This window comes from Dactylosporangium sp. NPDC000521, from assembly GCF_042898305.1.
Taxonomy (GTDB): Bacteria; Actinomycetota; Actinomycetes; order Mycobacteriales; family Micromonosporaceae; genus Dactylosporangium.
Window position 1 is genome coordinate 768,125 of sequence record NZ_JBIAYW010000003.1, and the last position, 23,157, is coordinate 791,281.

Annotated in this window: 20 protein-coding genes; 15 read left to right on the forward strand and 5 right to left on the reverse strand. The window is 72.5% G+C overall.

All coding sequences use genetic code 11. The features are described from left to right. Window positions 1-173: 173 nt before the first annotated feature. Window positions 174-1,544 (reverse strand): polyprenol phosphomannose-dependent alpha 1,6 mannosyltransferase MptB, encoded by a 1,371-nt coding sequence (gene mptB / locus ACFY3L_RS13675; RefSeq protein ID WP_389322431.1) that lies wholly within the window; start codon window positions 1,542-1,544, stop codon window positions 174-176. 138 nt (window positions 1,545-1,682) lie between these two features. Between mptB and efp the strand changes: the two genes are divergently transcribed. Together efp and nusB are read left to right on the forward strand one after the other, a co-directional pair. Then, window positions 1,683-2,240, forward strand: a complete 558-nt coding sequence (gene efp, locus ACFY3L_RS13680; protein ID WP_344503560.1) for an elongation factor P — start codon at window positions 1,683-1,685, stop codon at window positions 2,238-2,240. Window positions 2,241-2,290: 50 nt separating this feature from the next. Next, window positions 2,291-2,698: a transcription antitermination factor NusB gene (gene nusB, locus ACFY3L_RS13685; protein ID WP_389322645.1), complete on the forward strand. Its 408-nt coding sequence runs from the start codon at window positions 2,291-2,293 to the stop codon at window positions 2,696-2,698. A gap of 309 nt (window positions 2,699-3,007) precedes the next feature. On the opposite strand, the gene ACFY3L_RS13690 is transcribed toward nusB, so the two are convergent. Further along, complete coding sequence (locus ACFY3L_RS13690) at window positions 3,008-3,496, reverse strand: transcriptional regulator (RefSeq protein WP_033356835.1); 489 nt, start codon at window positions 3,494-3,496, stop codon at window positions 3,008-3,010. Between the two features lie 190 nt (window positions 3,497-3,686). Here ACFY3L_RS13690 and pyrR point away from each other — a divergent pair, with 190 nt between their 5' ends. The 13 genes from pyrR (at window position 3,687) to ACFY3L_RS13755 (ending at window position 19,776) form a co-directional block, all read left to right on the forward strand. Beyond that, window positions 3,687-4,256 carry a bifunctional pyr operon transcriptional regulator/uracil phosphoribosyltransferase PyrR gene (pyrR, locus tag ACFY3L_RS13695; RefSeq protein WP_389322433.1) on the forward strand — a complete coding sequence of 190 codons (570 nt, stop codon included), beginning with the start codon at window positions 3,687-3,689 and terminating at the stop codon, window positions 4,254-4,256. Further along, window positions 4,253-5,164, forward strand: a complete 912-nt coding sequence (locus tag ACFY3L_RS13700) for an aspartate carbamoyltransferase catalytic subunit (RefSeq protein ID WP_389322435.1) — start codon at window positions 4,253-4,255, stop codon at window positions 5,162-5,164. Before pyrR ends, ACFY3L_RS13700 begins: the two co-directional genes overlap by 4 nt. 26 nt (window positions 5,165-5,190) lie before the next feature. Then, window positions 5,191-6,387 carry a dihydroorotase gene (locus ACFY3L_RS13705; protein ID WP_389322647.1) on the forward strand — a complete coding sequence of 399 codons (1,197 nt, stop codon included), beginning with the start codon at window positions 5,191-5,193 and terminating at the stop codon, window positions 6,385-6,387. Beyond that, window positions 6,384-7,496 carry a glutamine-hydrolyzing carbamoyl-phosphate synthase small subunit gene (gene carA, locus ACFY3L_RS13710; RefSeq protein WP_389322437.1) on the forward strand — a complete coding sequence of 371 codons (1,113 nt, stop codon included), beginning with the start codon at window positions 6,384-6,386 and terminating at the stop codon, window positions 7,494-7,496. The genes ACFY3L_RS13705 and carA overlap by 4 nt, the downstream gene beginning before the upstream one ends. Beyond that, window positions 7,489-10,788 (forward strand): carbamoyl-phosphate synthase large subunit, encoded by a 3,300-nt coding sequence (carB, locus tag ACFY3L_RS13715; RefSeq protein WP_389322439.1) that lies wholly within the window; start codon window positions 7,489-7,491, stop codon window positions 10,786-10,788. Before carA ends, carB begins: the two co-directional genes overlap by 8 nt. Window positions 10,789-11,092: 304 nt before the next feature. After that, window positions 11,093-12,079 (forward strand): quinone-dependent dihydroorotate dehydrogenase, encoded by a 987-nt coding sequence (locus tag ACFY3L_RS13720; protein ID WP_389322441.1) that lies wholly within the window; start codon window positions 11,093-11,095, stop codon window positions 12,077-12,079. After that, entirely contained in the window at window positions 12,076-12,918 is an 843-nt protein-coding gene (pyrF, locus tag ACFY3L_RS13725; protein WP_389322443.1) for an orotidine-5'-phosphate decarboxylase, read from the forward strand. Before ACFY3L_RS13720 ends, pyrF begins: the two co-directional genes overlap by 4 nt. Window positions 12,919-13,038: 120 nt before the next feature. Continuing rightward, window positions 13,039-13,359, forward strand: coding sequence for an integration host factor, actinobacterial type (gene mihF, locus ACFY3L_RS13730; RefSeq protein ID WP_033356842.1), 321 nt, complete (start codon window positions 13,039-13,041; stop codon window positions 13,357-13,359). 199 nt (window positions 13,360-13,558) lie between these two features. Beyond that, window positions 13,559-13,825, forward strand: coding sequence for a DNA-directed RNA polymerase subunit omega (rpoZ, locus tag ACFY3L_RS13735; protein ID WP_033356843.1), 267 nt, complete (start codon window positions 13,559-13,561; stop codon window positions 13,823-13,825). 6 nt (window positions 13,826-13,831) lie between these two features. After that, complete coding sequence (coaBC, locus tag ACFY3L_RS13740) at window positions 13,832-15,061, forward strand: bifunctional phosphopantothenoylcysteine decarboxylase/phosphopantothenate--cysteine ligase CoaBC (protein WP_389322445.1); 1,230 nt, start codon at window positions 13,832-13,834, stop codon at window positions 15,059-15,061. 123 nt (window positions 15,062-15,184) lie between these two features. After that, the gene (gene metK, locus ACFY3L_RS13745) at window positions 15,185-16,378 is read left to right on the forward strand and encodes a methionine adenosyltransferase (protein WP_389322447.1); all 1,194 of its coding nucleotides are present in this window, start codon (window positions 15,185-15,187) and stop codon (window positions 16,376-16,378) included. A 194-nt stretch (window positions 16,379-16,572) separates the two neighbouring features. Then, a complete protein-coding gene (locus ACFY3L_RS13750) occupies window positions 16,573-18,615 on the forward strand; it encodes a primosomal protein N' (protein ID WP_389322449.1) in 2,043 nt (680 codons plus the stop codon). An 81-nt stretch (window positions 18,616-18,696) separates the two neighbouring features. Further along, on the forward strand, window positions 18,697-19,776 hold the full coding sequence (locus ACFY3L_RS13755) for a class I SAM-dependent methyltransferase (RefSeq protein ID WP_389322451.1): 1,080 nt from the start codon (window positions 18,697-18,699) through the stop codon (window positions 19,774-19,776). A gap of 1 nt (window position 19,777) precedes the next feature. Here the strand turns inward: ACFY3L_RS13755 and ACFY3L_RS13760 are convergent, their stop codons facing one another. From ACFY3L_RS13760 to ACFY3L_RS13770, 3 genes are read right to left on the reverse strand one after another with little or no spacing between them, the layout of a single operon-like run. Further along, window positions 19,778-20,353, reverse strand: coding sequence for an AAA family ATPase (locus ACFY3L_RS13760; RefSeq protein WP_389322453.1), 576 nt, complete (start codon window positions 20,351-20,353; stop codon window positions 19,778-19,780). After that, entirely contained in the window at window positions 20,350-22,071 is a 1,722-nt protein-coding gene (locus ACFY3L_RS13765; protein WP_389322455.1) for an ABC transporter ATP-binding protein, read from the reverse strand. The genes ACFY3L_RS13760 and ACFY3L_RS13765 overlap by 4 nt, the downstream gene beginning before the upstream one ends. A gap of 10 nt (window positions 22,072-22,081) precedes the next feature. Next, complete coding sequence (locus ACFY3L_RS13770; protein ID WP_389322457.1) at window positions 22,082-23,137, reverse strand: amidohydrolase family protein; 1,056 nt, start codon at window positions 23,135-23,137, stop codon at window positions 22,082-22,084. Window positions 23,138-23,157 lie beyond the last annotated feature (20 nt).

Here is a 23,157-nt window from a genome sequence, read left to right on the forward strand (position 1 = left end):
GGTGTGCCACGAGCTGGCCCTCATGATCCCGAATGGTTCTGGTGGTCCTGGCTGCCGGAATCGCACGGGATCATGGGGAGAGGGCTGTGTCGATTGCTGGACTGGGTGGTACCAGGGTGGTTTCCGTGATCCGGAAGGGTTTTTGTTGCTACGGCGGCAACAAGTCTTCCGGATCATGGGGTGGCGGGGGCCGGGGTGGCGGTGGGGAGCAGGGCGGGCAGGGGTGGGCGGAGGCGCAGGTACAGGATGCCGCCGACGGTGCCGAACATGGCGGCCACGACGGCCTGCGGGTAGGTGGGGGCGCCGAAGGGGAGCAGGAACATCGCGATGCCGACCGAGAGGCGGATCGCGGCGGGCGGCGGGTGGTGCAGGCCGGCCGCGAGCGGGACGATCGGCCACAGCAGGTACCACGGGTGCACGACCGGGCCGCACAGGACGATCGCGGCGAGGGCCAGGCCGAGGCCCGCGACAGGGTTCGGGGCGCGCAGCAGGGCCCAGCCGGCGAGCGCGCAGCCCGCGGCCGCCGCGACCAGACGGATGACCGCCATCGCGGAAGGGTGGCCGGCGGAGGCGAGGAGCATGCCGACGTCGGTGCTGAGGGACAGGCCGTTGCGGACGGTGGTGGGGGTGTGCAGGGCGGCGATCCAGCCCAGGCCCAGGCCTGACGCGGCCTGGAGCACGATGAAGGCGAGGCCCGCCCCGGCCGCCGTGCGGATGAGGGCGCCCCTGCGGTCGCGGGTCAAGGCGACGATCGTGATGAGGGCGAGGATGGCCGGCGCCTTGACCAGGGCGGCGGCGACGACGAGGGCGGCGCCGAGCAGGGGGCGGTCGCGGACGGCGGCGAGCAGGCCGGCGGCGACCAGGCCGACCATGAGGGCGTCGTTGTGGATGCCGGCGACGAGGTGGAGCAGGAGCAGCGGGTTGAGCGCGCCGAACCACAGGGCGCGCTGCGGCGCGACGCCGAAGCGGGCGGCGAGGCCCGGCAGGCACGCGACGGCCAGGGCGACCCCGGCCAGGGCGAGGAGCCGCATCGCCCAGACGCCCGCGACGGTGTGCTCGCCGGTGACGGCCACGATCATCGACGCGCAGCGCAGGAAGACGGGGCCGTAGGGCGCGGGCGTGTCCTGCCAGATGGGCGGGACGTCCAGGGCGAGGGGGCCGCCGAGCAGGGACGGGCCCCAGCGGTACGCGTCGAGCCCCTGCCGCACCATCGCGCCCTGGGCGAGGTAGCTGTAGACGTCGCGGCTGAACATCGGGGCCGTGGCGGCGAGCGGTGCGGCCCACCACAGCAGGGTCTTGATCAGGTCGGCGGGGCGCTGGTCGTCGAGCGTGGACCGCATCCGCAGCCACGCGCCGCACAGCAGCACCAGCCCGAAGTACGTGACGGCGACGCCCGCGAGAGGGAAGGCGCGCAGCTCGCGGATCAGCGGCCAGTCCTCGAACGGGTCACGGCGAGGAAGGGCGCCGGCCGCGACGCCACCCAGCGCGATCGCGACGGAACCCGCGAAACCCAGGGTACGGTTGACGATGTCCGGTCTGCCCACTCCGGCACACTGGCTGAGTCTCATGTCCTGGTGGCCAATGCGACATGAACTCCGGCCACCTCGACCGGTACACTGCTTCGGGCCTTTCCGCCGGCACGATGCCGCACGGACCAACTGACGAAAGTGACGTCTATCCACATGGCAACCACGAACGACCTGAAGAACGGCCTGGTGCTCAACCTCGACGGCGATCTGTGGGCCGTTGTTGAGTTCCAGCATGTGAAGCCGGGCAAGGGCGGCGCGTTCGTGCGGACCACCCTGAAGAACGTGCTCTCCGGCAAGGTGGTCGACCGCACGTTCAACGCAGGGACGAAGGTCGAGACCGCCACCGTCGACAAGCGGACGATGCAGTACCTGTACATCGACGGTGAAGACTACGTGTTCATGGATCTGCAGTCGTACGAGCAGATCTCCGTCCCCGCCGGCACGGTCGGCGAGGGGACCAAGTTCCTGCTCCCCGAGGCCGAGGTGACGGTCGCGACCCACGAGGGCGTGCCGCTGTACGTCGAGCTGCCCACGTCGGTGATCCTCGAGGTCACCTACACGGAGCCGGGCCTGCAGGGCGACCGCTCCACCGGTGGCACCAAGCCGGCGACGGTCGAGACGGGCGCCACGGTCAACGTGCCGCTGTTCATCAACATCGGCGAGAAGATCAAGGTCGACACGCGCGACAGCCGTTACCTCGGCCGGTCCTGACCGTGTCCTTCACTGGGGGCTCCTTCCTCGGGGGCGACGTCACCGCGCAGATGACCGCGCGACGCAAGGCCCGCAAGCGTGCCCTCGACGTGCTCTACCAGGCCGACCTGCGCGGTGAGCCGCGCGGGTCGGTCCTGACGTCCTACGTGGCCAATCTCGAGGAGCCGAAGCCGGGCTACCTGCCCTACACCGTCCAGCTGGTGGAGGGTGTGGAGAGCCACGCCGTCCGGATCGACGAGCTGCTGTCCAGCTACGCCGAGGGGTGGACCCTGGAGCGGATGCCGGTGGTCGACCGGAATCTGGCGCGCATCGCGGTGTACGAGCTGCTCTACAACGACGAGATCGACAACCCCGTGGCGATCACGGAGGCGGTCGAGCTCGCGGAGGCGCTGTCCACGGACGACTCGCCCCGCTTCCTCAACGGCATCCTGGGCCGGATCGCCGACTACGCCACGTAAGACGCCACTGGAAGCCAGTTGAGCCGGGTGTGATCCGCCGCCGAGCGGATCAGCCCGGCTTTGCGCTGTCTGCCCGACGCCGATGCGCAGGCGCTGGACGCGCGGACGCCGGATGCGCGGACGCCGGATGCGCAGGGGCTGGATGCGCAGGCGCTGGATGCCTAGGCGCTGGATGCGCGGACGCCGGTGCGTGCAGCGGCGACGAGATCATGATCACGCCCTCAGTGGAGGGTGATGTCCGCCCCACCGAGAGCGGGTACGAACGCAAGGAGGGGGCCGCCGGAGCGACCCCCTCCTTGCTACGGAAGGTCAGGACTGGAACAGGCTGCGCGGGTCGGTGACCAGCACACCGTGCTCGTTGAGCCGCTCGACCAGGCCCGACGGCGAGGCGTCGTAGACGATCGCCAGGGCGCGCAGGTCGTCGGCGCGGATGGACAGCACGCGACCGTTGTAGTCGCCGCGCTGCTGCTGGATGGCGCGCGCGTAGCGGGCCACGTAGGCAAGGTCCTCGGCGCCGGCGTCGTACAGCCGCTCCAGGTCCAGGACGATCTTGTTGGTGGGCTCGTGCCTGACACCGCTGCCCTCGGGCAGCAGCTCGGCGACGGGGACGCGGTAGAACTCGGCGAGCTCGGCGAGGCGGGACACGGTGACGGCCCGGTCACCCCGCTCATACGAACCGACGACGACGGCCTTCCAGCGCCCTGCCGACTTCTCCTCGACACCCTGCAGAGACAGCCCCTGCTGCTGCCGGATCGAGCGCAGGCGAGCACCAAGAGACTTGGCGTACTCAGACGGCATACGGACACTCCCAGTCACTGGCCTGAGGGGTTTCCCCAGCGATCGCTACGGAGCGTGACCGTAACTGGCAGAAGTCGCGGGGTCAAGTGGTCGAGACCCATCCGTTGCCCAGGTCAGGGCGGTTGTTAGGGTGGTTGCCGTTCGACGTCCTTTAACGACCCGTCCGGTGAGGCGGGGAAGGAGGTCTGGTTTGTCGACCCCGACAACAGGCGCTGAGCTGGGCAAAACCATCCTAACGGCGGCAGATGTCGCCCGAGTGGTGGACCGGATTGCCCATCAGATCCTGGAAAAGACGTCCGGAGCCACCGAAACGGTGCTGCTCGGCATACCTACCCGAGGCGTACCGCTGGCTCGCCGGCTGGCCGCCAGGATCGCCACTTTCGAGGGTGCTGAGATCCCGGTGGGTGTGTTGGACATCACGCTCTATCGGGACGATCTTCGCCTGCAGGCGACCCGTGCGCTGGGTCACACGGAGATCCCGCCCGGTGGCCTCGACGGGCGCCGGGTGATCCTCGTGGACGACGTCCTCTTCTCCGGCCGCACGGTCCGCGCGGCCCTCGACGCGCTGAAGGATCTCGGCCGGCCGCGGACGGTCCAGCTGGCGGTCCTCGTCGATCGGGGCCATCGCGAGCTGCCGATCCGCGCCGACTACGTCGGAAAGAACATTCCGACCTCGATCGACGAGAGCGTCCGGGTGTCCGTCGCCGAGCAGGACGGCGAGGACGCAGTGGTGATCGTGAGCAAGGGGAGGCAGGCATGAAGCACCTGCTGAGCGCCGCCGACCTGGACGCCGCCACCGCCACGCTGGTGCTGGACACCGCGGCGGAGATGGCGAGCATCGCGGGGCGCGAGGTGAAGAAGCTGCCCGCGTTGCGGGGGCGCACCGTGGTGAACCTGTTCTACGAGGACTCGACCAGGACACGGATCTCGTTCGAGGCGGCGGCGAAGCGGCTGTCGGCCGACGTCATCAACTTCTCGGCGAAGGGCTCCAGCGTCTCGAAGGGCGAGAGTCTCAAGGACACCGCCCTCACGCTGCAGGCGATGGGCGCCGACGCGGTCGTGATCCGCCACCCGGCCAGCGGCGCGCCGCACCGGCTCGCCAACTGGGTCGAGGGCAGCGTCGTGAACGCCGGCGACGGCACGCACGAGCACCCGACGCAGGCCCTGCTCGACGCGTACACGATGCGCAACCGCCTCGGCAGGCTCGCCGGGCTCAACGTGGCCATCGTCGGCGACGTGCTGCACTCCCGGGTGGCCAGGTCCAACGTGCAGCTGCTGCACACCCTCGGCGCCAAGGTGACGCTCGTCGCACCGCCCACGCTGCTGCCGGTCGGTGTCGGTGCGTGGCCGGCCAGCACGTCCTACGACCTCGACTCGGTGGTGCCGGACTCCGACGTCGTCATGATGCTGCGGGTCCAGCGGGAGCGGATGAACCAGGCGTACTTCCCCTCGGAGCGGGAGTACGCGCGGCGCTACGGCTTCGACGTGCCGCGCATGGGCCGGCTGCCCGAGCACGCGATCGTCATGCACCCGGGCCCGATGAACCGCGGCATGGAGATCGCGCCGGAGGTCGCCGACTCGCCGCGCTCCACGATCGTCGAACAGGTCGCCAACGGGGTCTCCGTGCGGATGGCCGTCCTCTACCTGCTGCTCGGAGGCAAAGCGTGATCATCTCGGACACTCAGCTCGGTGAGATCACCGTCGAGGACGGGGTAATTGTCAGCATAAATCCGGACAAAAAGGGCGGCAAGATCGCGCTTCCCGGGCTCGTGGACCTGCACACCCATCTGCGGGAGCCCGGGCGGGAGGACGCCGAGACGGTCGAGTCCGGGTCCAGGGCCGCCGCGCTCGGCGGGTACACGGCCGTGTGCGCGATGGCCAACACGTCACCGGTCGCCGACACGGCCGGCGTCGTCGAGCAGGTGTGGCGCCTCGGCCGCGAGGCCGGCCTCGTCGACGTGCAGCCGATCGGCGCCGTCACGGTCGGGCTCGCCGGCGAGCAGCTGGCCGAGCTGGGCGCGATGGCCGACTCGGCCGCCCGGGTCCGCGTGTTCTCCGACGACGGCCACTGCGTGCACGACCCGCGCCTCATGCGCCGTGCCCTCGAATACGTCAAGGCGTTCGACGGGGTCGTCGCCCAGCACGCCGAGGAGCCGCGGCTGACCACCGGCGCGCAGATGAACGAGGGCGAGGTCGCGGCCCGCCTGGGCATGACCGGCTGGCCGGCGGTCGCCGAGGAGGCGATCATCGCCCGGGACGTGCTCCTCGCCGGGCACGTCGGCGCGCGCCTGCACATCTGCCACGTGTCGACCGCCGGCAGCGTCGAGCTGATCCGCTGGGCGAAGTCCAAGGGCTGGCGGGTGACCGCCGAGGTGACGCCGCACCACCTGCTGCTCACCGAGGACCTCGCCGTCGACTACGACCCGGTGTACAAGGTGAACCCGCCGCTGCGGACGCAGGCCGACGTGCTCGCCCTGCGCAAGGGCCTGCAGGACGGCACGATCGACTGCGTCGCGACCGACCACGCCCCGCACAGCGTCGAGGACAAGGAGTGCGAGTGGGCGTACGCCAGGCCGGGCATGCTCGGTCTGGAGACCGCCCTGGCGATCGTCGTACAGACGATGGGGCCGCAGTGGGACAGGATCGCGGACTGGATGTCCGTCGCGCCGGCGAAGATCGCCGGTCTCGCCGGGCACGGCCACGCCCTGCAGGTCGGTCAGGTCGCGAACATCGCGGTCTTCGATCCGGAGGTCCGGTGGACGGTCGACCCGACCGCCCTGGCCAGCCGGTCACGCAACACCCCTTACGCCGGGATGGGGCTGCGCGGTCGCGTCGAGGCGACCTACCTGCGCGGCGAGCCGACGGTGTTGAACGGAAAGGCGACTCGGTGAAGCGCAGAGCAGCATTGTTGGTACTGGAGGACGGCCGCACCTTTCGCGGCGAGGCCTTCGGCAGCATCGGGGAGACCTTCGGCGAGGCGGTGTTCAACACCGGCATGACCGGTTACCAGGAGACGCTGACCGACCCGTCCTACCACCGGCAGGTCGTCGTGCAGACCGCGCCGCAGATCGGCAACACCGGCATCAACGACGAGGACGACGAGTCGAGCCGCGTCTGGGTCGCCGGTTACGTGGTGCGCGACCCCGCCCGGTCCTACTCCAACTGGCGCGCCTCCGGCAGCCTCCAGGACCGGCTCGCGGTCGAGGGGATCGTCGGGATCAGCGGCGTCGACACCCGGGCCCTCACCCGTCACCTGCGCGAGCGCGGCGCGATGCGCGTCGGCGTCTCCAGCGTCGACGACGACCGCGAAGGGCTCCTCGAGCGCGTCCGCCAGCAGCCCGAGATGCTCGGCGCGGACCTGTCCGCCGAGGTGAGCACGCCCGAGCGGTACACCGTGACGGCCGAGGGCGAGCACCGCTTCACGGTCGCCGCCATCGACCTGGGCATCAAGCGCAACGTCCCGCGCCGGCTGGCCGCCCGCGGCGTGACCACCCACGTGCTGCCCGCGAGCAGCACCCTGGAGGACATCCGCGCGCTGAACGCCGACGCGGTGTTCTTCTCGCCCGGCCCGGGCGACCCGGCCACCGCGGACGCGCCCGTCCGCCTGGCCAAGGAGGTCATGTCCGCGAAGATCCCGCTGTTCGGGATCTGCTTCGGCAGCCAGATCCTGGGCCGCGCGCTCGGGTTCGGGACCTACAAGCTGGGGTACGGCCACCGCGGCATCAACCAGCCGGTCCTGGACCGGACCACCGGCAAGGTCGAGGTGACCAGCCACAACCACGGCTTCGCCGTCGACGCGCCCCGCGAAGGGCGCACCAGCACCGAGTTCGGCGAGGTCGAGGTCAGCCACGTCTGCCTCAACGACGGGGTCGTCGAGGGCCTGCGCTGCCTCGACGTGCCGGCCTTCACCGTCCAGTACCACCCGGAGGCGGCAGCGGGGCCGCACGACGCGGACTACCTGTTCGACAGATTCGCGGAGTTGATGAACACCAATGCCTAAGCGGACCGATCTCCGGCACGTCCTCGTCATCGGCTCCGGCCCGATCGTCATCGGTCAGGCGTGCGAGTTCGACTACTCCGGCACCCAGGCGTGCCGCGTGCTGCGCGCCGAGGGGCTGCGGGTCAGCCTCGTCAACTCCAACCCGGCCACGATCATGACCGACCCGGAGTTCGCCGACGCCACGTACGTCGAGCCGATCACCCCCGAGTTCGTCGAGCAGGTCATCGCCAAGGAGCGCCCCGACGCGCTGCTCGCCACGCTCGGCGGGCAGACCGCGCTGAACACCGCCGTCGCGCTGCACGAGGCGGGCGTGCTGGACAAGTACGGCGTCGAGCTCATCGGCGCCAACATCGACGCCATCCGGCGCGGCGAGGACCGGCAGCTGTTCAAGGACATCGTCGCCAAGGCCGGCGGCGAGACCCCGCGCAGCCGGGTGTGCCACTCGATGGACGAGGTCCGCGCGACCGTCGCCGAGCTCGGCCTGCCGGTCGTCATCCGGCCGTCGTTCACCATGGGCGGGCTCGGCTCCGGCATGGCGCACACCGACGCCGACCTGGAGCGGCTCGCCGGCGGCGGGCTCGTCGCCTCCCCGGTGCACGAGGTCCTCATCGAGGAGAGCGTGCTCGGCTGGAAGGAGTACGAGCTGGAGCTGATGCGCGACAAGCACGACAACGTGGTCGTCGTCTGCTCCATCGAGAACGTCGACGCGATGGGCGTGCACACCGGCGACTCCGTGACGGTCGCGCCGGCCATGACGCTCACCGACGTCGAGTACCAGCGGCTGCGCGACCTCGGCATCGCCGTGCTGCGCGAGGTCGGCGTGGACACCGGCGGCTGCAACATCCAGTTCGCGGTGCACCCGCAGACCGGCCGGCTGGTCGTCATCGAGATGAACCCGCGCGTGTCCCGCTCCAGCGCCCTGGCCAGCAAGGCGACCGGCTTCCCGATCGCGAAGATCGCCGCGAAGCTCGCCATCGGCTACACCCTGGACGAGATCCCCAACGACATCACCCTCAAGACGCCGGCGGCGTTCGAGCCCTCGCTCGACTACGTCGTGGTGAAGATCCCGCGGTTCGCGTTCGAGAAGTTCCCCGGGGCCGACGCCGAGCTGACCACGACCATGAAGTCGGTCGGCGAGGCGATGTCCATGGGCCGCACGTTCCAGGAGGCCCTGGGCAAGGCGATGCGGTCGATGGAGACGAAGGCCGCCGGGTTCTGGACCGCCCCGGACAAGGGCGGGGACGCGCTCGAAGCGCTGAGGGTGCCGCACGACGGCCGCCTGTACACGGCCGAACGGGCGCTGCGCGAGGGCCACAGCGTGCAGGCGGTCTGCGAGGCGTCCGGCTTCGACCCGTGGTTCGTGGACCAGATCGCCGCGCTCGTCGACCTGCGCGCCGAGATCCTCAGCGCCGCCGTGCTCGACGAGCCGCTGCTGCGCACGGCGAAGCGGGCCGGCCTGTCCGACCGGCAGATCGCCGCGCTGCGGCCCGAGTTCGCCGGCGAGGACGGCGTGCGCAGCCTCCGCCAGCGGCTCGGCCTGCGGCCCGTCTACAAGACCGTCGACACCTGCGCCGCCGAGTTCGCGGCCGGCACGCCGTACCACTACAGCACCTACGAGGAGGAGACCGAGGTCGCCCCGTCGGACCGGCCCAAGGTCATCATCCTGGGCTCCGGGCCGAACCGGATCGGGCAGGGCATCGAGTTCGACTACTCGTGCGTGCACGCGGTCATGGCGCTGCGCGCCAAGGGCTTCGAGACCGTGATGGTCAACTGCAACCCGGAGACGGTGTCCACCGACTACGACACCGCGGACCGGCTGTACTTCGAGCCGCTCACGTTCGAGGACGTCCTGGAGGTCGTGCACGCCGAGGACGAGTCCGGCAAGGCGGCCGGCGGCCCCGGCGTCGTCGGCGTCGTCGTGCAGCTCGGCGGCCAGACCCCGCTCGGCCTGGCCCAGCAGCTCGCCGACGCGGGCGTGCCGATCGTCGGCACCTCGCCCGAGGCGATCGACCTGGCCGAGGACCGCGGCGCGTTCGGCAAGCTCCTCGCCGAGGCCGGCCTGACCGCCCCGGCGCACGGCACCGCGACCAGCTTCGCCGAGGCCAGGCTCATCGCCGACGAGATCGGCTACCCGGTGCTGGTGCGGCCCTCGTACGTGCTGGGCGGCCGCGGCATGGAGATCGTCTACGACGAGGAGACCCTGCGCGGCTACATCGCCCGCGCCACCGAGATCTCCCCGGCGCACCCGGTGCTGGTCGACCGGTTCCTCGACGACGCCATCGAGATCGACGTCGACGCGCTGTGCGACAAGGACGGCGAGGTCTACGTCGGCGGGATCATGGAGCACATCGAGGAGGCCGGCATCCACTCCGGCGACTCCTCCTGCGTCCTGCCGCCGATCACCCTCGCCGGAATGCACCTGGACGAGGTGCGGCGCTACACGGTCGCCCTCGCCCGCGGCATCGGCGTCCAGGGGCTGCTCAACGTCCAGTACGCGCTGAAGGACGACGTCCTGTACGTCCTGGAGGCCAACCCGCGCGCGTCGCGCACCGTGCCGTTCGTGTCGAAGGCGACGGCGGTGCCCCTGGCGAAGGCCGCGGCTCGCGTCGCGCTCGGCGCCACGATCGCCGAGCTGCGCGCGGAGGGCCTGCTGCCCGCGACCGGCGACGGCGGCACCCCGCCGGAGCACGCGCCGATCGCGGTCAAGGAGGCGGTGCTGCCGTTCAAGCGCTTCCGCACCATCGAGGGCAAGGGCGTCGACAACCTGCTCGGCCCGGAGATGAAGTCGACCGGCGAGGTCATGGGCATCGACACGTCCTTCGGCCACGCCTTCGCGAAGTCGCAGGCCGCCGCGTACGGGTCGCTGCCCACCACCGGCACGGTGCTGGTCACGGTCGCCAACCGGGACAAGCGCGGCATCGTGTTCCCGGTCAAGCGCCTCGCCGACCTCGGCTTCTCGATCGTCGCCACCGCCGGCACCGGGCAGGTGCTGCGCCGGTACGGGGTCGCCTGCGAGATCGTGCCGAAGCACTTCGAGGAGGGCGGCGGCCGCAACGCCGTGTCGATGATCGCCGGCGGCGAGGTCGCTCTGGTGATCAACACCCCGCAGGGCTCCAGCGGCCGGCAGGACGGCTACGAGATCCGCAGCGCGGCGGTCGTCGCCGACATCCCGTGCATCACGACGCTGCCGGGCGCGGCGGCCGCGGTCATGGGCGTCGAGGCGCTGCTGCGCGGCGAGATGACCGTCCGCCCGCTGCAGGAGCTCCACGCCGCCCTGCGCGGGCAGCAGTGAGCGCCCAGCGCAGCGGCTCGGGGCGCTCACCGGCGGTGCGGGTTCGGCTCGCGGCGACGCCGGAGGCGGCGTCGTGAGCGCCCAGCGCAGCGGCTCGGGGCGCTCACCGGCGGTGCGGGTTCGGCTCGCGGCGACGCCGGAGGCGGCGTCGTGAGCGGCCGGCGCGGCGGCTCGGGGCGCTCGCCGGCGGTGCGGGTTCGGTTCGCGGCGGCGCCGGAGGCGGCGTCGTGAGCGGCCGGCGCGGCGGCTCGGGGCGCTCACTGGCAGTGCGGGTTCGGTTCGCGGCGGCGCCGGAGGCGGCGTCGTGACCTACGAGCGGCTGGTCCGCCCGGTCCTGTTCCGGCTCGGCGGCGGCGACGCCGAGGCGGTGCACGAGCGGACCCTGGGCTGGCTGTCGAAGGTGCCGGGGAAGAAGGCGCCGTTCAGCCCGCCGGGTGCGCCCCGGACCGTGTTCGGGATCGACTTCCCGAACGCGGTCGGGCTCGCCGCCGGCATGGACAAGGACGGCCGGGCGCTGCGGGCGTGGCCCCGGCTCGGCTTCGGCTTCGTCGAGGTCGGCACCGTCACCTGGCACCCGCAGCCCGGCAACGACCGCCCCCGCCTGTTCCGGTTCCCTCCGCAGGAGGCGATCGTCAACCGGATGGGCTTCAACAACGCCGGCGCGCGGGCCCTCTCGGCGCGGCTGAAGGCCCTCGGGCCCCTGCCGGTGCCGCTGGGGATCAGCCTCGGCAAGTCGAAGGTGACACCCCTGACCGGCGCGGTCGAGGACTACGTCAGCAGTTTCCGGCAGCTGTACGACCAGGGCGCGTACTTCGCGGTGAACGTCAGCTCGCCGAACACCCCCGGGCTGCGGGAGCTGCAGGACAAGGCGCACCTGACGGCGCTGCTCGGCGCGCTGCACGCGGAGAACCGGGCGGCCAAGCCCGTGCTGGTGAAGGTCGCCCCCGACCTGACCGACGCGGCGCTCGGCGAGCTGCTCGACGTGTGCCTGAGCAAGGGCGTCGCCGGGCTGATCGCCACCAACACGACCATCGCCCGGCCGGGCGTGACGACCACCGAGGCCGGCGGGCTGAGCGGCCGCCCGCTCGCACCGCGGGCCCTGGAGGTCGTGCGCTTCGTCACCAAGGAGAGCGGGCTGCCGGTCATCGGTGTGGGCGGGATCACCACCGCCGACGACGTGACCCGAATGCTCGACGCCGGGGCGTCGCTCGTGCAGCTCTACACCGGATTCATCTACCACGGCCCGCGCCTCGTGAAGCAGGCCGTCAACGCCTTCAGGGAGCACGCATGAGCGAACGGTTCGGGGCCCGGCTGAGGGCCGCCATGGACGCGCTGGGGCCGCTGTGCGTCGGGATCGACCCCCACCCCTCCCTCCTCACCGCCTGGGGCCTCTCCGACGATGTCAAGGGCCTGGAAGCGTTCAGCCGGACGGTGGGGGAGGCGCTGGCTGACCGGGTCGCGGTGATCAAGCCCCAGTCGGCCTTTTATGAGCGTTTCGGCTCCAGGGGCATAGCGGTGCTGGAGTCGACTATCCGACAGTTTGACTCGACCAGGACTCTTGTCGTCCTCGACGTCAAGCGGGGTGACATCGGCTCGACGGCGGCCGCGTACGCCGACGCGTACCTCGACCCGGCGTCCCCGCTGCGGGCCGACGCGATCACCGTCAGCCCCTTCCTCGGGGTCGGATCGCTGCGCCCGATCTTCGACAAGGCGGCCGCGAACGGCCTCGGCGCGTTCGTCCTCGCGCTGACGTCGAATCCCGAGGGCGCGTCGGTCCAGCGCGCCGTCGGGGCCGGCGGAGCGACCGTCGCGCAGACCGTCATCGACGAGATTGCGCAGCTCAACGCGGGTGTGGCGCCCCTCGGCGACGTCGGCGTCGTGATCGGCGCCACGCTCGGTGAGCACGGCCACGACCTGACGAACCTCAATGGACCGATCCTGGCACCGGGCCTCGGTGCACAGGGCGGCAAGGCCGACGGACTGCGTGCGGCGTTCGGTGATCAAGCCTCTGACGTGCTGCCGTCGTACTCCCGGGAGATCCTCGGCGCAGGCCCCGGCGTCGCCACGCTGCGTGCTGCCGCGGAGCGGGCGCGTGACGAATGCGCGGCCGCTCTGGCGGTCACCGCCTGATCATCAGGCCGCCACCGGCCGTCGATCATGCGATACCCACGTTGCCGAAATGGCTCGTGACCGCTAGTTTTCCCGGCGCTACACCATCAACATTCTTTTCAAGGGACCTGAGGAGACCTGGTGCCGCTCCCGTCACTGAGCCCGGAACAGCGCGCGGCCGCTTTGGAAAAAGCGGCTGAGATTCGTAAGGCTCGCGCTGAGCTGAAGGAGCAACTGAAGCAGGGGAAGACCACCCTCGCTGCCGTGCTCGATCGTGCGGAGTCCGACGACGTCGTCGGCAAGCTTCGGGTTTCGGCCGTGCTGCAGGCAATGCCCGGCATCGGCAAGATCCGCGCGACGCAGATCATGGAGAAGCTGAAGATCGCCGACAGCCGCCGCCTTCGCGGCCTCGGCGACCAGCAGCGCAAGGCACTGCTCGGGGAGTTCGCCGGCGGCAAGTGACTGCCGCCTGGCCGGTCCCCCCGGACCAGTGTCGAGACCTCGGCGCGCCCGGACCCTTGGGTCCGGGCGCGTTGTGTTTGCGCTGTCACCAGCTGCACCCCGGACCCGCAATGCTCGCTGCGCTCCCACTGCCCGCGCTCTGACCTGGTAAGGTTTACGGGTTCGCGAGCTGTCAATTGGAAAGTCGTGAGGTTGTTTCGTGGCCGGAACCGTGGCAGACCCCCAGGGCATCACCAACCCGCCGATCGACGAGCTGCTGGAGAAGACCACCTCGAAGTACGCGCTGGTGATCTTCGCGGCGAAGCGGGCCCGTCAGGTCAACGCCTACTACAGCCAGCTGGGTGAGGGTCTTCTCGAATACGTGGGTCCCCTGGTGGAGACCACGCCGCAGGAGAAGCCGCTCTCCATCGCGCTGCGCGAGATCAACAGCGGCCTGCTGACCGCCGAGCGCATCGAAGAGGTCTAGTCCGACATGCGCGCCGAGGACGACGGAGCCGGTGACCGGCCGCGGGTCGTTCTCGGCGTCGCGGGTGGGATCGCCGCCTACAAGGCCTGCGAGCTGCTGCGGCTGCTGACCGAGTCGGGGCACGACGTCCGGGTCGTGCCGACGGCGGCGGCGCTCACGTTCGTCGGCGAGGCCACCTGGGCCGCCCTGTCCGGCCGGCCGGTCAGCACCGATGTGTGGACCGGCGCCCACGAGGTTCCGCACGTCCGGCTCGGCCGCGAGGCCGACCTCGTCGTCGTCGCCCCCGCCACCGCCGACCTTCTCGCGAAGGCCGCGCACGGGCTCGCCGACGACCTGCTCACCAACACGCTGCTCACCGCCCGGTGCCCGGTGCTCTTCGCGCCGGCGATGCACACCGAGATGTGGGAGCACCCCGCCACCCAGGCCAATGTCGCGACGCTCCGCTCCCGCGGCGTGGTGGTCCTGGAGCCCGACGTGGGGCGGCTCACGGGCGCCGACACCGGCAAGGGCCGGCTGCCCGCCCCGGCCGCGATCTTCGCCACCGCCCAGCGGCTCCTGCGGCGCGGCGGACTCGTCGCCGACCTGGTCGGGCGGCACGTGGTGGTCACCGCCGGCGGCACCCGCGAGCCCATCGACCCGGTCCGCTTCATCGGCAACCGCTCCTCCGGCAAGCAGGGCTACGCGATCGCGCGGGCCGCCGTCGCCCGGGGCGCGCGGGTCACGCTCATCTCGGCCAACGTGGCGCTGCCCGACCCCGCCGGCGCCGACCTGGTCCGGGTCGAGACGACCGAGCAGCTGCGGGTCGCCACCCTGGACGCGGCCGCGAAGGCCGACGCCGTGGTCATGGCGGCCGCGCCGGCCGACTTCCGGCCCGCGGTCTTCGCCACCGGCAAGATCAAGAAGGTGGACGGCACCGCGCCCACCTTGGAGCTCGTGACCAACCCCGACATCGCCGCGGAGCTCGGCGCGGCGAAGCCGGAGGGTCAGGTGCTCGTCGCGTTCGCCGCGGAGACCGCCGCGATCGAGCAGGCCGTCGCGAACGGTCACGAAAAACTGCTCCGAAAGCGGGCGGACCTGATCGTCGTGAACGAGGTCGGAGTGGGTAAGACCTTCGGCGCGGAGTACAACCAGGCGGTCATCCTCGGCGCGGACGGCACTCGCTCGGCCCTGCCCGAACTGTCCAAAGACGACCTTGCCGATAGGATTTTGGACTTCGTAATCGACCGTTTGCCCTGATCATCCCGGTCCCACGACGACGTGGCGGCCCAGAGTCCACCATGCCTTTGTCGGTTCGCGAGCGCCAAGTCGTACACTGCTGCGAAGCCAACCAACCGACGCCGTAACCCCTGAGGAGCACCATTGGCCCGCCGCCTGTTCACGTCAGAGTCGGTCACTGAAGGTCACCCTGACAAGATTGCCGATCAGATCAGCGACGGCATCCTCGACGCGCTCCTCACGCAGGACGCCCGGAGCCGGGTCGCCGTCGAGACGCTCATCACCACCGGCCAGGTCCACGTCGCCGGTGAGGTGACCACCAGCGCCTATGCCGACATCGCGAAGATCGTCCGCGAGACGATCCTCGGTATCGGTTACGACTCGTCGAAGAAGGGCTTCGACGGTGCCTCCTGCGGCGTCAGCGTGTCGATCGGTGCCCAGTCTCCCGACATCGCCCAGGGCGTCGACTCCGCGCTCGAGGTCCGCGAGGGCTCCGGCAGCGACAACCTCGACCTGCAGGGCGCCGGCGACCAGGGCATGATGTTCGGCTTCGCGTGCAGCGAGACGCCCGAGCTCATGCCGCTGCCGATCGCGCTCGCGCACCGGCTCGCCCGCCGCCTCTCCGCGGTCCGCAAGGACGGCACGATCCCCTACCTGCGGCCCGACGGCAAGACGCAGGTCACGATCGAGTACGACGGCCTGCGCCCGGTCCGGCTGCACACGGTCGTCGTGTCCAGCCAGCACGCGCCCGACATCTCGCTCGAGTCGCTGCTGACCCCGGACGTGCGCGAGCACGTCATCGCCCCCGAGCTCGAGGGCCTGGGCCTGGAGACCGACGGCTACCGCCTGCTGGTCAACCCGACCGGCCGCTTCGAGATCGGCGGCCCGATGGGCGACGCCGGCCTCACCGGTCGCAAGATCATCGTCGACACCTACGGCGGCTACGCCCGCCACGGCGGCGGCGCGTTCTCCGGCAAGGACCCGTCGAAGGTCGACCGCTCCGCGGCGTACGCCACCCGCTGGGTCGCGAAGAACGTCGTGGCCGCCGGCCTGGCCGAGCGCTGCGAGGTCCAGGTCGCCTACGCGATCGGCAAGGCGCACCCCGTCTCGCTGTTCGTGGAGACCTTCGGCACCGAGGTCGTGCCGGTCGAGCGGATCGAGAAGGCCATCAACGAGGTCTTCGACCTGCGCCCGGCCGCGATCATCCGCGACCTCGACCTGCTCAAGCCGGTCTACCAGCAGACCGCTGCCTACGGTCACTTCGGTCGCGAGCTGCCCGGCTTCACGTGGGAGCAGGCGAGCCGCACGGCCGAGCTGAAGTCCGCCGCCGGCGCCTGATCAATACTTCGACGTTGGCCGATCAATCCGATACCGAGATTGATCGGCCAACGTCTATTTCTGGCCTATCACAGGACGGTCTCTTCCCGTCACTGGAGCCGGCCGGGAAGGCCGCCGCGAAGGCCACCGGAAAAGCCGCGGCCGAACGCGTCGCGGGAAAGGCACGCACCGCGAAGCCCCGCGAGGCCGCCGCCGTGCTGCCGGTCGCCCGGATCTGCGTCGACGTGCCGCTGCCGCACCTCGACCGGCCGTTCGACTACCTGGTGCCCACCACCCTCGACGCGGCCGCCGTCCCAGGCGTACGGGTGAAGGTCCGCTTCGCCGGCCAGGTCGCCGACGGGTTCCTGCTGGAGCGGGTCGCGGAGTCCGGGCACGGGGGACGCCTGCAGTTCCTGGACAAGGTGGTGTCACCGGAGCCGGTGCTGCGGCCGGAGATCGCCGCCCTGACCCGCGAGATCGCCGACCGCTACGCGGGCACCATGTCCGACGTCCTGCGCCTCGCCGTCCCACCCCGCCACGCCGCTGCCGAGAAGACCTCCGCCGCGGCCGCACCCCCGGTGCCGTCTCCGGACCAGGGCGCTCCGGACCCGGGGTCTCCGGACGTGCCGTCTTCGGGTGTGCCGGCTTCGGACGGGCCGGCTTCGACCGCCGCCCGGACCGCCGGGATCCCGGCCGTCGCGGTGCCGGCGGTCTCCGAGGCGGGGTGGCGGCGGTACCCGGCGGGGCCGGCGCTGCTGCGGGCCCTCGGCGACGGGCGGCGGCCGCACGCCGTGTGGACCGCGCTGCCCGGGGAGGACTGGCCGGCCCGGCTCGCCGAGGCCGCGGCGAGCACCCTCGCCGGCGGGCGCGGCGCGCTGATCGTCGTCGCGGACGCCCGGGACCTCGACCGGCTCGACGCGGCGATGACCGGTGCGCTCGGCGGCCCGGGGGCGCACGTGGCGCTGTCCGCGGCGCTCGGGCCCGCCGAACGGTACCGGCGCTTCCTCGCCGCGGCGCGCGGGCGGGTGAAGGTCGTGATCGGCACCAGGGCCGCCTGCTTCGCGCCCGTCGCCGACCTGGGCCTCGTCGCCGTCTGGGACGACGGCGACGACCTGCACGCCGAGCCGAGGGCGCCGTACCCGCACGCCCGGCAGGTCCTCCTCGCCCGCGCCGAACAGGCAGGGTGCGGGGTCATCGTCGGCGGGTTCGCGCGGACCGCCGAGGCCCAGCAGCTCGTCGAGGCCGGCTGGGCCATCGAGGTCGCCGCCGGCCGGGACGTCGTGCGGCGGCACATGCCGCAGGTGGTGACCGTCGGCGAGGACGACCAGATGGCCCGCGACCCGGGCGCGGTCTCGGCCCGGCTGCCCACCGCCGCCTGGCGGGCCGCCCGCGACGCGCTGCTGCGGGACGCGCCGGTGCTCATCCAGGTGCCGCGGCGCGGGTACATCCCGTCGGTCGCCTGCGCCGAGTGCTACACCCCGTCCCGCTGCCCCAACTGCTCCGGACCCCTCGCGCTGCCGTCGGCGACCGCGCCGCCGTCGTGCCGATGGTGCGGACGGGTCGCCGCCGCGTACGCCTGCCCGGAATGCCGCAGCAGACGCCTCCGCGCCTCCGTCGTCGGGGCGCGCCGGACCGCCGAGGAGCTGGCCCGGGCGTTCCCGGACACCCCGGTGCGGACCTCGGGCCGCGACGGCGTCCTCGCCACGGTCCCCGGCGAGGCGTCGATCGTCGTGTCGACCCCGGGCGCCGAGCCCGTGGCCCCCGGCGGGTACGGCGCCGTCCTCCTCCTCGACACCTGGGCCCTGCTCACCCGCGCCGACCTGCGCGGCACCGAGGAGGCGCTGCGCCGCTGGCTGAACGCCGCGTCCCTGTGCCGGCACACCGGCACGGTCGTCGTGGTCGCCGACGCGTCGCTCGCGGTCGTCCAGGCGCTCGTGCGGTTCGACCCGGGCTGGCTCGCCGCCCGCGAACTCGCCGACCGGCGCGACCTCGGCTTCCCGCCGGTCGTACGGATGGCGTCGCTGACGGGCGCGCCGGCCGCCGTCGCCGACCTCCTGGCGGCGGCGAAGCTGCCGCAGGGCGCGGAGGTCCTCGGCCCCGTCCCCGCCGCCGACGGCCAGGAGCGGATGCTGGTCCGCACCGGCCGGTCCGGCGGCCGCGCCCTCGCCCTCGCCCTGCGCTCCGCCGCCGGCCTGCGCTCCGCCCGCAAGGCCACCGACCCCGTCCGCGTCCAGGTCGACCCCCTCGACCTGCTGTGACCCCGCGCTGACCTGCCCGTCAGGGGCGCGCGACGGCTTCCGGACCCCCGCAGCGGACGAGCGGGCCGCAGGTTCGCCCCGATGACCGCTCTCCGGGTCACCCCCGGCCGGCGGTTGCTGGAGGGTATGGATTCCGAACTGTTCAACGAGCTCCTGGATCGCGCCGTCACCGACGTCGGCGCGTGCGCGTCGACCGGGCTGATCGCGGTGGGGGAGCGGACGGGCCTGTTCGCCGCGCTGCGGCAGGGGCCCGCGACCCCCGCCGAGCTGGCCCGGCGGTCCGGGACCGCGGAGCGCTACGTCCGCGAGTGGGCCTGCGCCCTCGCCGCAGGCGGCTACCTGACGCACGACGGCGGCTCGTACACGCTGAACCCGGAGCAACGCGTCCTGCTCGACCCGGACGGGCCGGTGAACCTGCCGGCGGCCGCCGAGCTCGGCCTCGCGATCATGCGCGACACCGACCGGCTCGAACGCGCCTTCCGCACCGGCGAGGGCATCGGCTGGGGCGAGCACGACGAGGCGCTGCACGCCGGCGTCGCCGCGTTCTACCGGCCCGGCTACGCCCAGCACCTCGTCGACCGGTGGCTGCCGGCGCTCGACGGCGTCGCCGACCGGCTGCGCGCCGGTGGCAGCGTCGCCGACATCGGCTGCGGGCACGGCGCCGCGACCGTCCTCATCGCCGAGGCGTTCCCGGCCGCGACGGTCACCGGGTTCGACGCGCACCCGGCGTCGGTCGCCGCCGCGACGGCCGCCGCGGCGAAGGCGGGCGTCCGGGCCGGGTTCGAGGTCGCGCCCGCCGCCGGGTTCCCCGCGCCCGCCGGCGGCTACGACCTGGTGACGACCTTCGACGCGCTGCACGACCTCGGCGATCCCCTCGGCGCCGCCCGGCGGGTCCGGGAGACCCTGCGCGCGGACGGCACGTGGCTGATCGTCGAACCCCGCGCCGGCGACCGGGTCGAGGACAACCTGCACCCGTTGGGGCGGCTCTTCTACGGCGCGTCGACGTACCTGTGCGTGCCGCACGCCATCTCCGAGGGCGGTGCCGCGCTGGGCGCGCAGGCGGGCCCGGCGCGGCTGACCGAGCTGCTCACCGAGGCCGGGTTCACCGACGTCCGGGTCGTCGACACCACGCAGACCAACCTGGTCCTGTCCGCCCGCTGACTCAGCCCGCCAACAGCGCCGCGAGGGTCGTCTCCAGGGGTGGGGCGCCCTCGCGGTTGTCGACCTCGAGGTGCGGGACCGCCGGCGGCCGGTCCGGCGGGATCGCCGCGAGGAAGTCGTCCCAGCGGTCCAGCTTCTGGCCGTCGCGGTGCGAGCCGCGGGCCAGGAGCCGGGCCCGCAGCGTCGCCGGGTCGGAGCGGACCCACACCAGGTGGACGGGGTCGCCGCCGAGCGAGGACACGAACCCGGTCCAGCGGCCCGCGTCGGAGATCTGGCCGGTGAACGGCGCGGACAGCACGACCGGGCAGCCGCGGGCACGGATCTCGCGGGCGGTGGCCGCGAGCCCCGCGTACTCGTGCAGCTTGATGTTGGCGTCGTACCAGACGCCTTCGCGCTCACCCGGGGACCGGCCGGCGGCGGCGAGGGTGGCGGCGACGAACCCGCCGTAGAGGGTGTCCTTGTCCAGCAGCGCCGGCGCCGGGTCGAGGAGCCCGATCAACAGGTCCGCGACCGTCGACTTGCCCGCCCCGGGCGGCCCCGCCACCACCCAGACCGTGGCCGGCGCACGCCCGGTCACGCCACCAGCAACTGGTTGGTGGCCAGCTCCCGGTACAGGTCGCTGGAGTCGAGCAGGTCGGCGTGCCGGCCGGTGGCGACGACCCGGCCGCCCTCCATGACCACGATCTGGTCCGCGTCGACGACGGTCGACAGGCGGTGCGCGACGACGATCATCGTCCGATTGTGCGCCACCGTGTCGATCGCCTGACGCAACGCCACCTCGTTGCGCGCGTCGAGGTTGGACGTCGGCTCGTCCAGCAGGAGGATCGGCGGCGCCGCGAGGAGCGTCCGGGCGATCGCGAGCCGCTGCCGCTCCCCGCCGGACAGCAGCACCCCGCCCTCGCCGACCTGCGCGTCCAGGCCGAGCGGGGTCCGGTCGACGACGTCGGCGAGGTTGACCGCGCCGAGGACCTCCAGCATCTGCGCGTCGGTGGCGCCGGGCGTGGTGAGCCGCAGGTTCTCCCGCAGCGTCCCGGCGAGGACCGGCGCCTCCTGCTCCACGTAGCCGAGCTGGGCGCGCAGCGCCTGCCGCGGCAGGTCCCGCACGTCCACGCCGGCGACCCGGACCGTGCCGGCGGTCGCGTCGTAGAACCGCTCGACGAGCTGCAGCAGCGTCGACTTGCCCGCCCCGGAGGGGCCGACGAGGGCGGTGCGCGTGCCGTACGCCACCGTGAACGACACATCGTGCACGACCGGCTCCAGGGAGGCCGCGTAGCCGAAGGTGACCCCCTCGAACGCGACGGCGACGGGAGTGTCCGCGACCGCGGCCGTGCCCGCGTCCTCCTCCAGGGGCACGACCAGGATGTCCTCCATCCGCTGCAGCGCGCCCAGCCCGGTCTGCAGCTGCGTGTACGCGTGCAGCGCCTGGCCGAGCGGCATGACCAGGAAGAACAGGTAGAGCACGAACGCGACCAGGTCACCGACGGAGATGGTGCCGTTGGCGACGCGGGCGCCGCCGACGCCGAGCAGCAGCAGGAACGCGCCCTGGATCGCGGCGATGCTGGCCGGCCCGACGAGCGCCTGCAGCTTCGCGATCCGCACGCCCGCCCGGTACGCCTCCTCGGCGCCGGCCTCGACGGTGGCGACCTCCCGGTCCTCGGCGTTGCTGGCCCGGATCGTGCGGGCCGCGGTCAGCGCCCGCTCCACGGCGCTGGTCATGTCGCCGATGCGGGCTTGCGCCTCCTCCGAGGCGGGCCGGACCCGGCGGGAGAAGACCACCGCGATCGACAGGCCCAGCGCGAGACCGCCGCCGGCGGTGAGGAACAGGACCGGGTCGAGCAGCAGCATCGCGACGGCCGCGCCGACGACCATGACGGCACCGGTGACGGTCTCGAACAGCCCGGACGTGACGACGGCCCGCAGGAGCGTCGTGTCGGCGCCGACGCGGGACAGCAGGTCGCCGGTGCGGCGCTGGTCGTACTCGGCGATCGGCAGCCGCAGCAGGTGCCGGGTCAGCCGCCGCCGCGCGGTCAGCACGAGCCCCTCGGCGGTGCGCTGCAGCAGGTAGTCGCGCAGCGCGTTGAGCACCGCGACGGCGGCGAGGACCACGACCAGTAGCGCGACGGTCCGCCCGACCGCCTCCGAGGCCTGCAGCCCGTCGAGGACGTCGCGGGTCAGCAGCGGCTGGGCGAGGGTCGTGACGGACCCGAGCAGCGACAGCACGCCAACGACGACGAGCGTCCGGCGGTGGTCACGCAGGTACGGCAGCAGCGAGCGCATCGAGACTTTGGCGGCCACCTGGCCGAGGCTAGCCCCGTCTGGCTGAGCGTCCCCTGAGGAGCACCAGTGACGGGTGCCGCAGCGCCTCCGGGTGCGTCCTCGGGTCGCCGGCGACCGCCACCAGGTCGGCGGGCGCGCCCTCCGCGATGCCCTGGAACCCCAGGTACCGGCGGGCGTCCCAGCACGCGGCGCCGACCGCGGCGGCCGGCGGCAGCCCCGCCGCGACCAGGTGCCCGATCTCCGCGACGACGTCGCCGTGGCCGAGGGAGTCGGTGCCGGCGAGGACGGTCACGCCGGCCTCCCACGCGTCGACGGTCGCGGTGCGCAGGCTCTCGACCCCGCCGAGGAACCAGTCCTTCCGCGGCCCCTCGGGCTTCGTGCGCACGCTGTCGACGTGGCCGATGAAGCCGGTCCATGTCGGGGTCACCGCACCGCCCCGCGCGGCGAGCACGTCGAGGAGGTCGGGCGTCAGGAACCAGGCGTGCTCGATCGAGTCGACGCCCGCCAGGACGGCGGCGCGCGTGCCCTCGGCGGTCTGGCAGTGGGCGGCCACCCGTCCGTTCACCGCGTGCACGGCGTCGCAGAGCTCCCGCAGTACCGACTCCGGCGTCTTCACCCGGTCGAACTCCCAGTCGCCGTAGGTCTTGCACCAGCCGTCGTTGGCGAGGGCCTGCGCGACGCCTTCCGCGGCCAGGTCTGTCGGGACGGTCTGCAGGTCGTCGAGCTCCTCGAGCCCTCGCCACGCCAGCCACGGTCCGGCGGTGACGAGCCGCGGCACGGTGTCGCCCTGGCGGAGCCCTGCCGGGATCGGCTCCCGATGGCCCGGCACGCGCAACAGGAGGGTGCCGTCCGCCGTGTACCGCTGGGCGGCTGCCGCGAACAGCTCAGGGTCGAACGCCATCGTGTCCGCGTGGTGGCCCAGGTGCGCGTGGGCGTCGACCAGACCCGGCAGGATGAACCCGCCCTCGTGGACGGTGGTGACGTCGCCCGCCGGCCGGTCGAACGTGAGCCGGTCGCCGAGCACCCAGATGTCGCGGACGTCACCCTCCGGTAGCACGGTGCCACGCAGGTGGAGGCTCGTCATCGGGCCACACTAGACTTGTT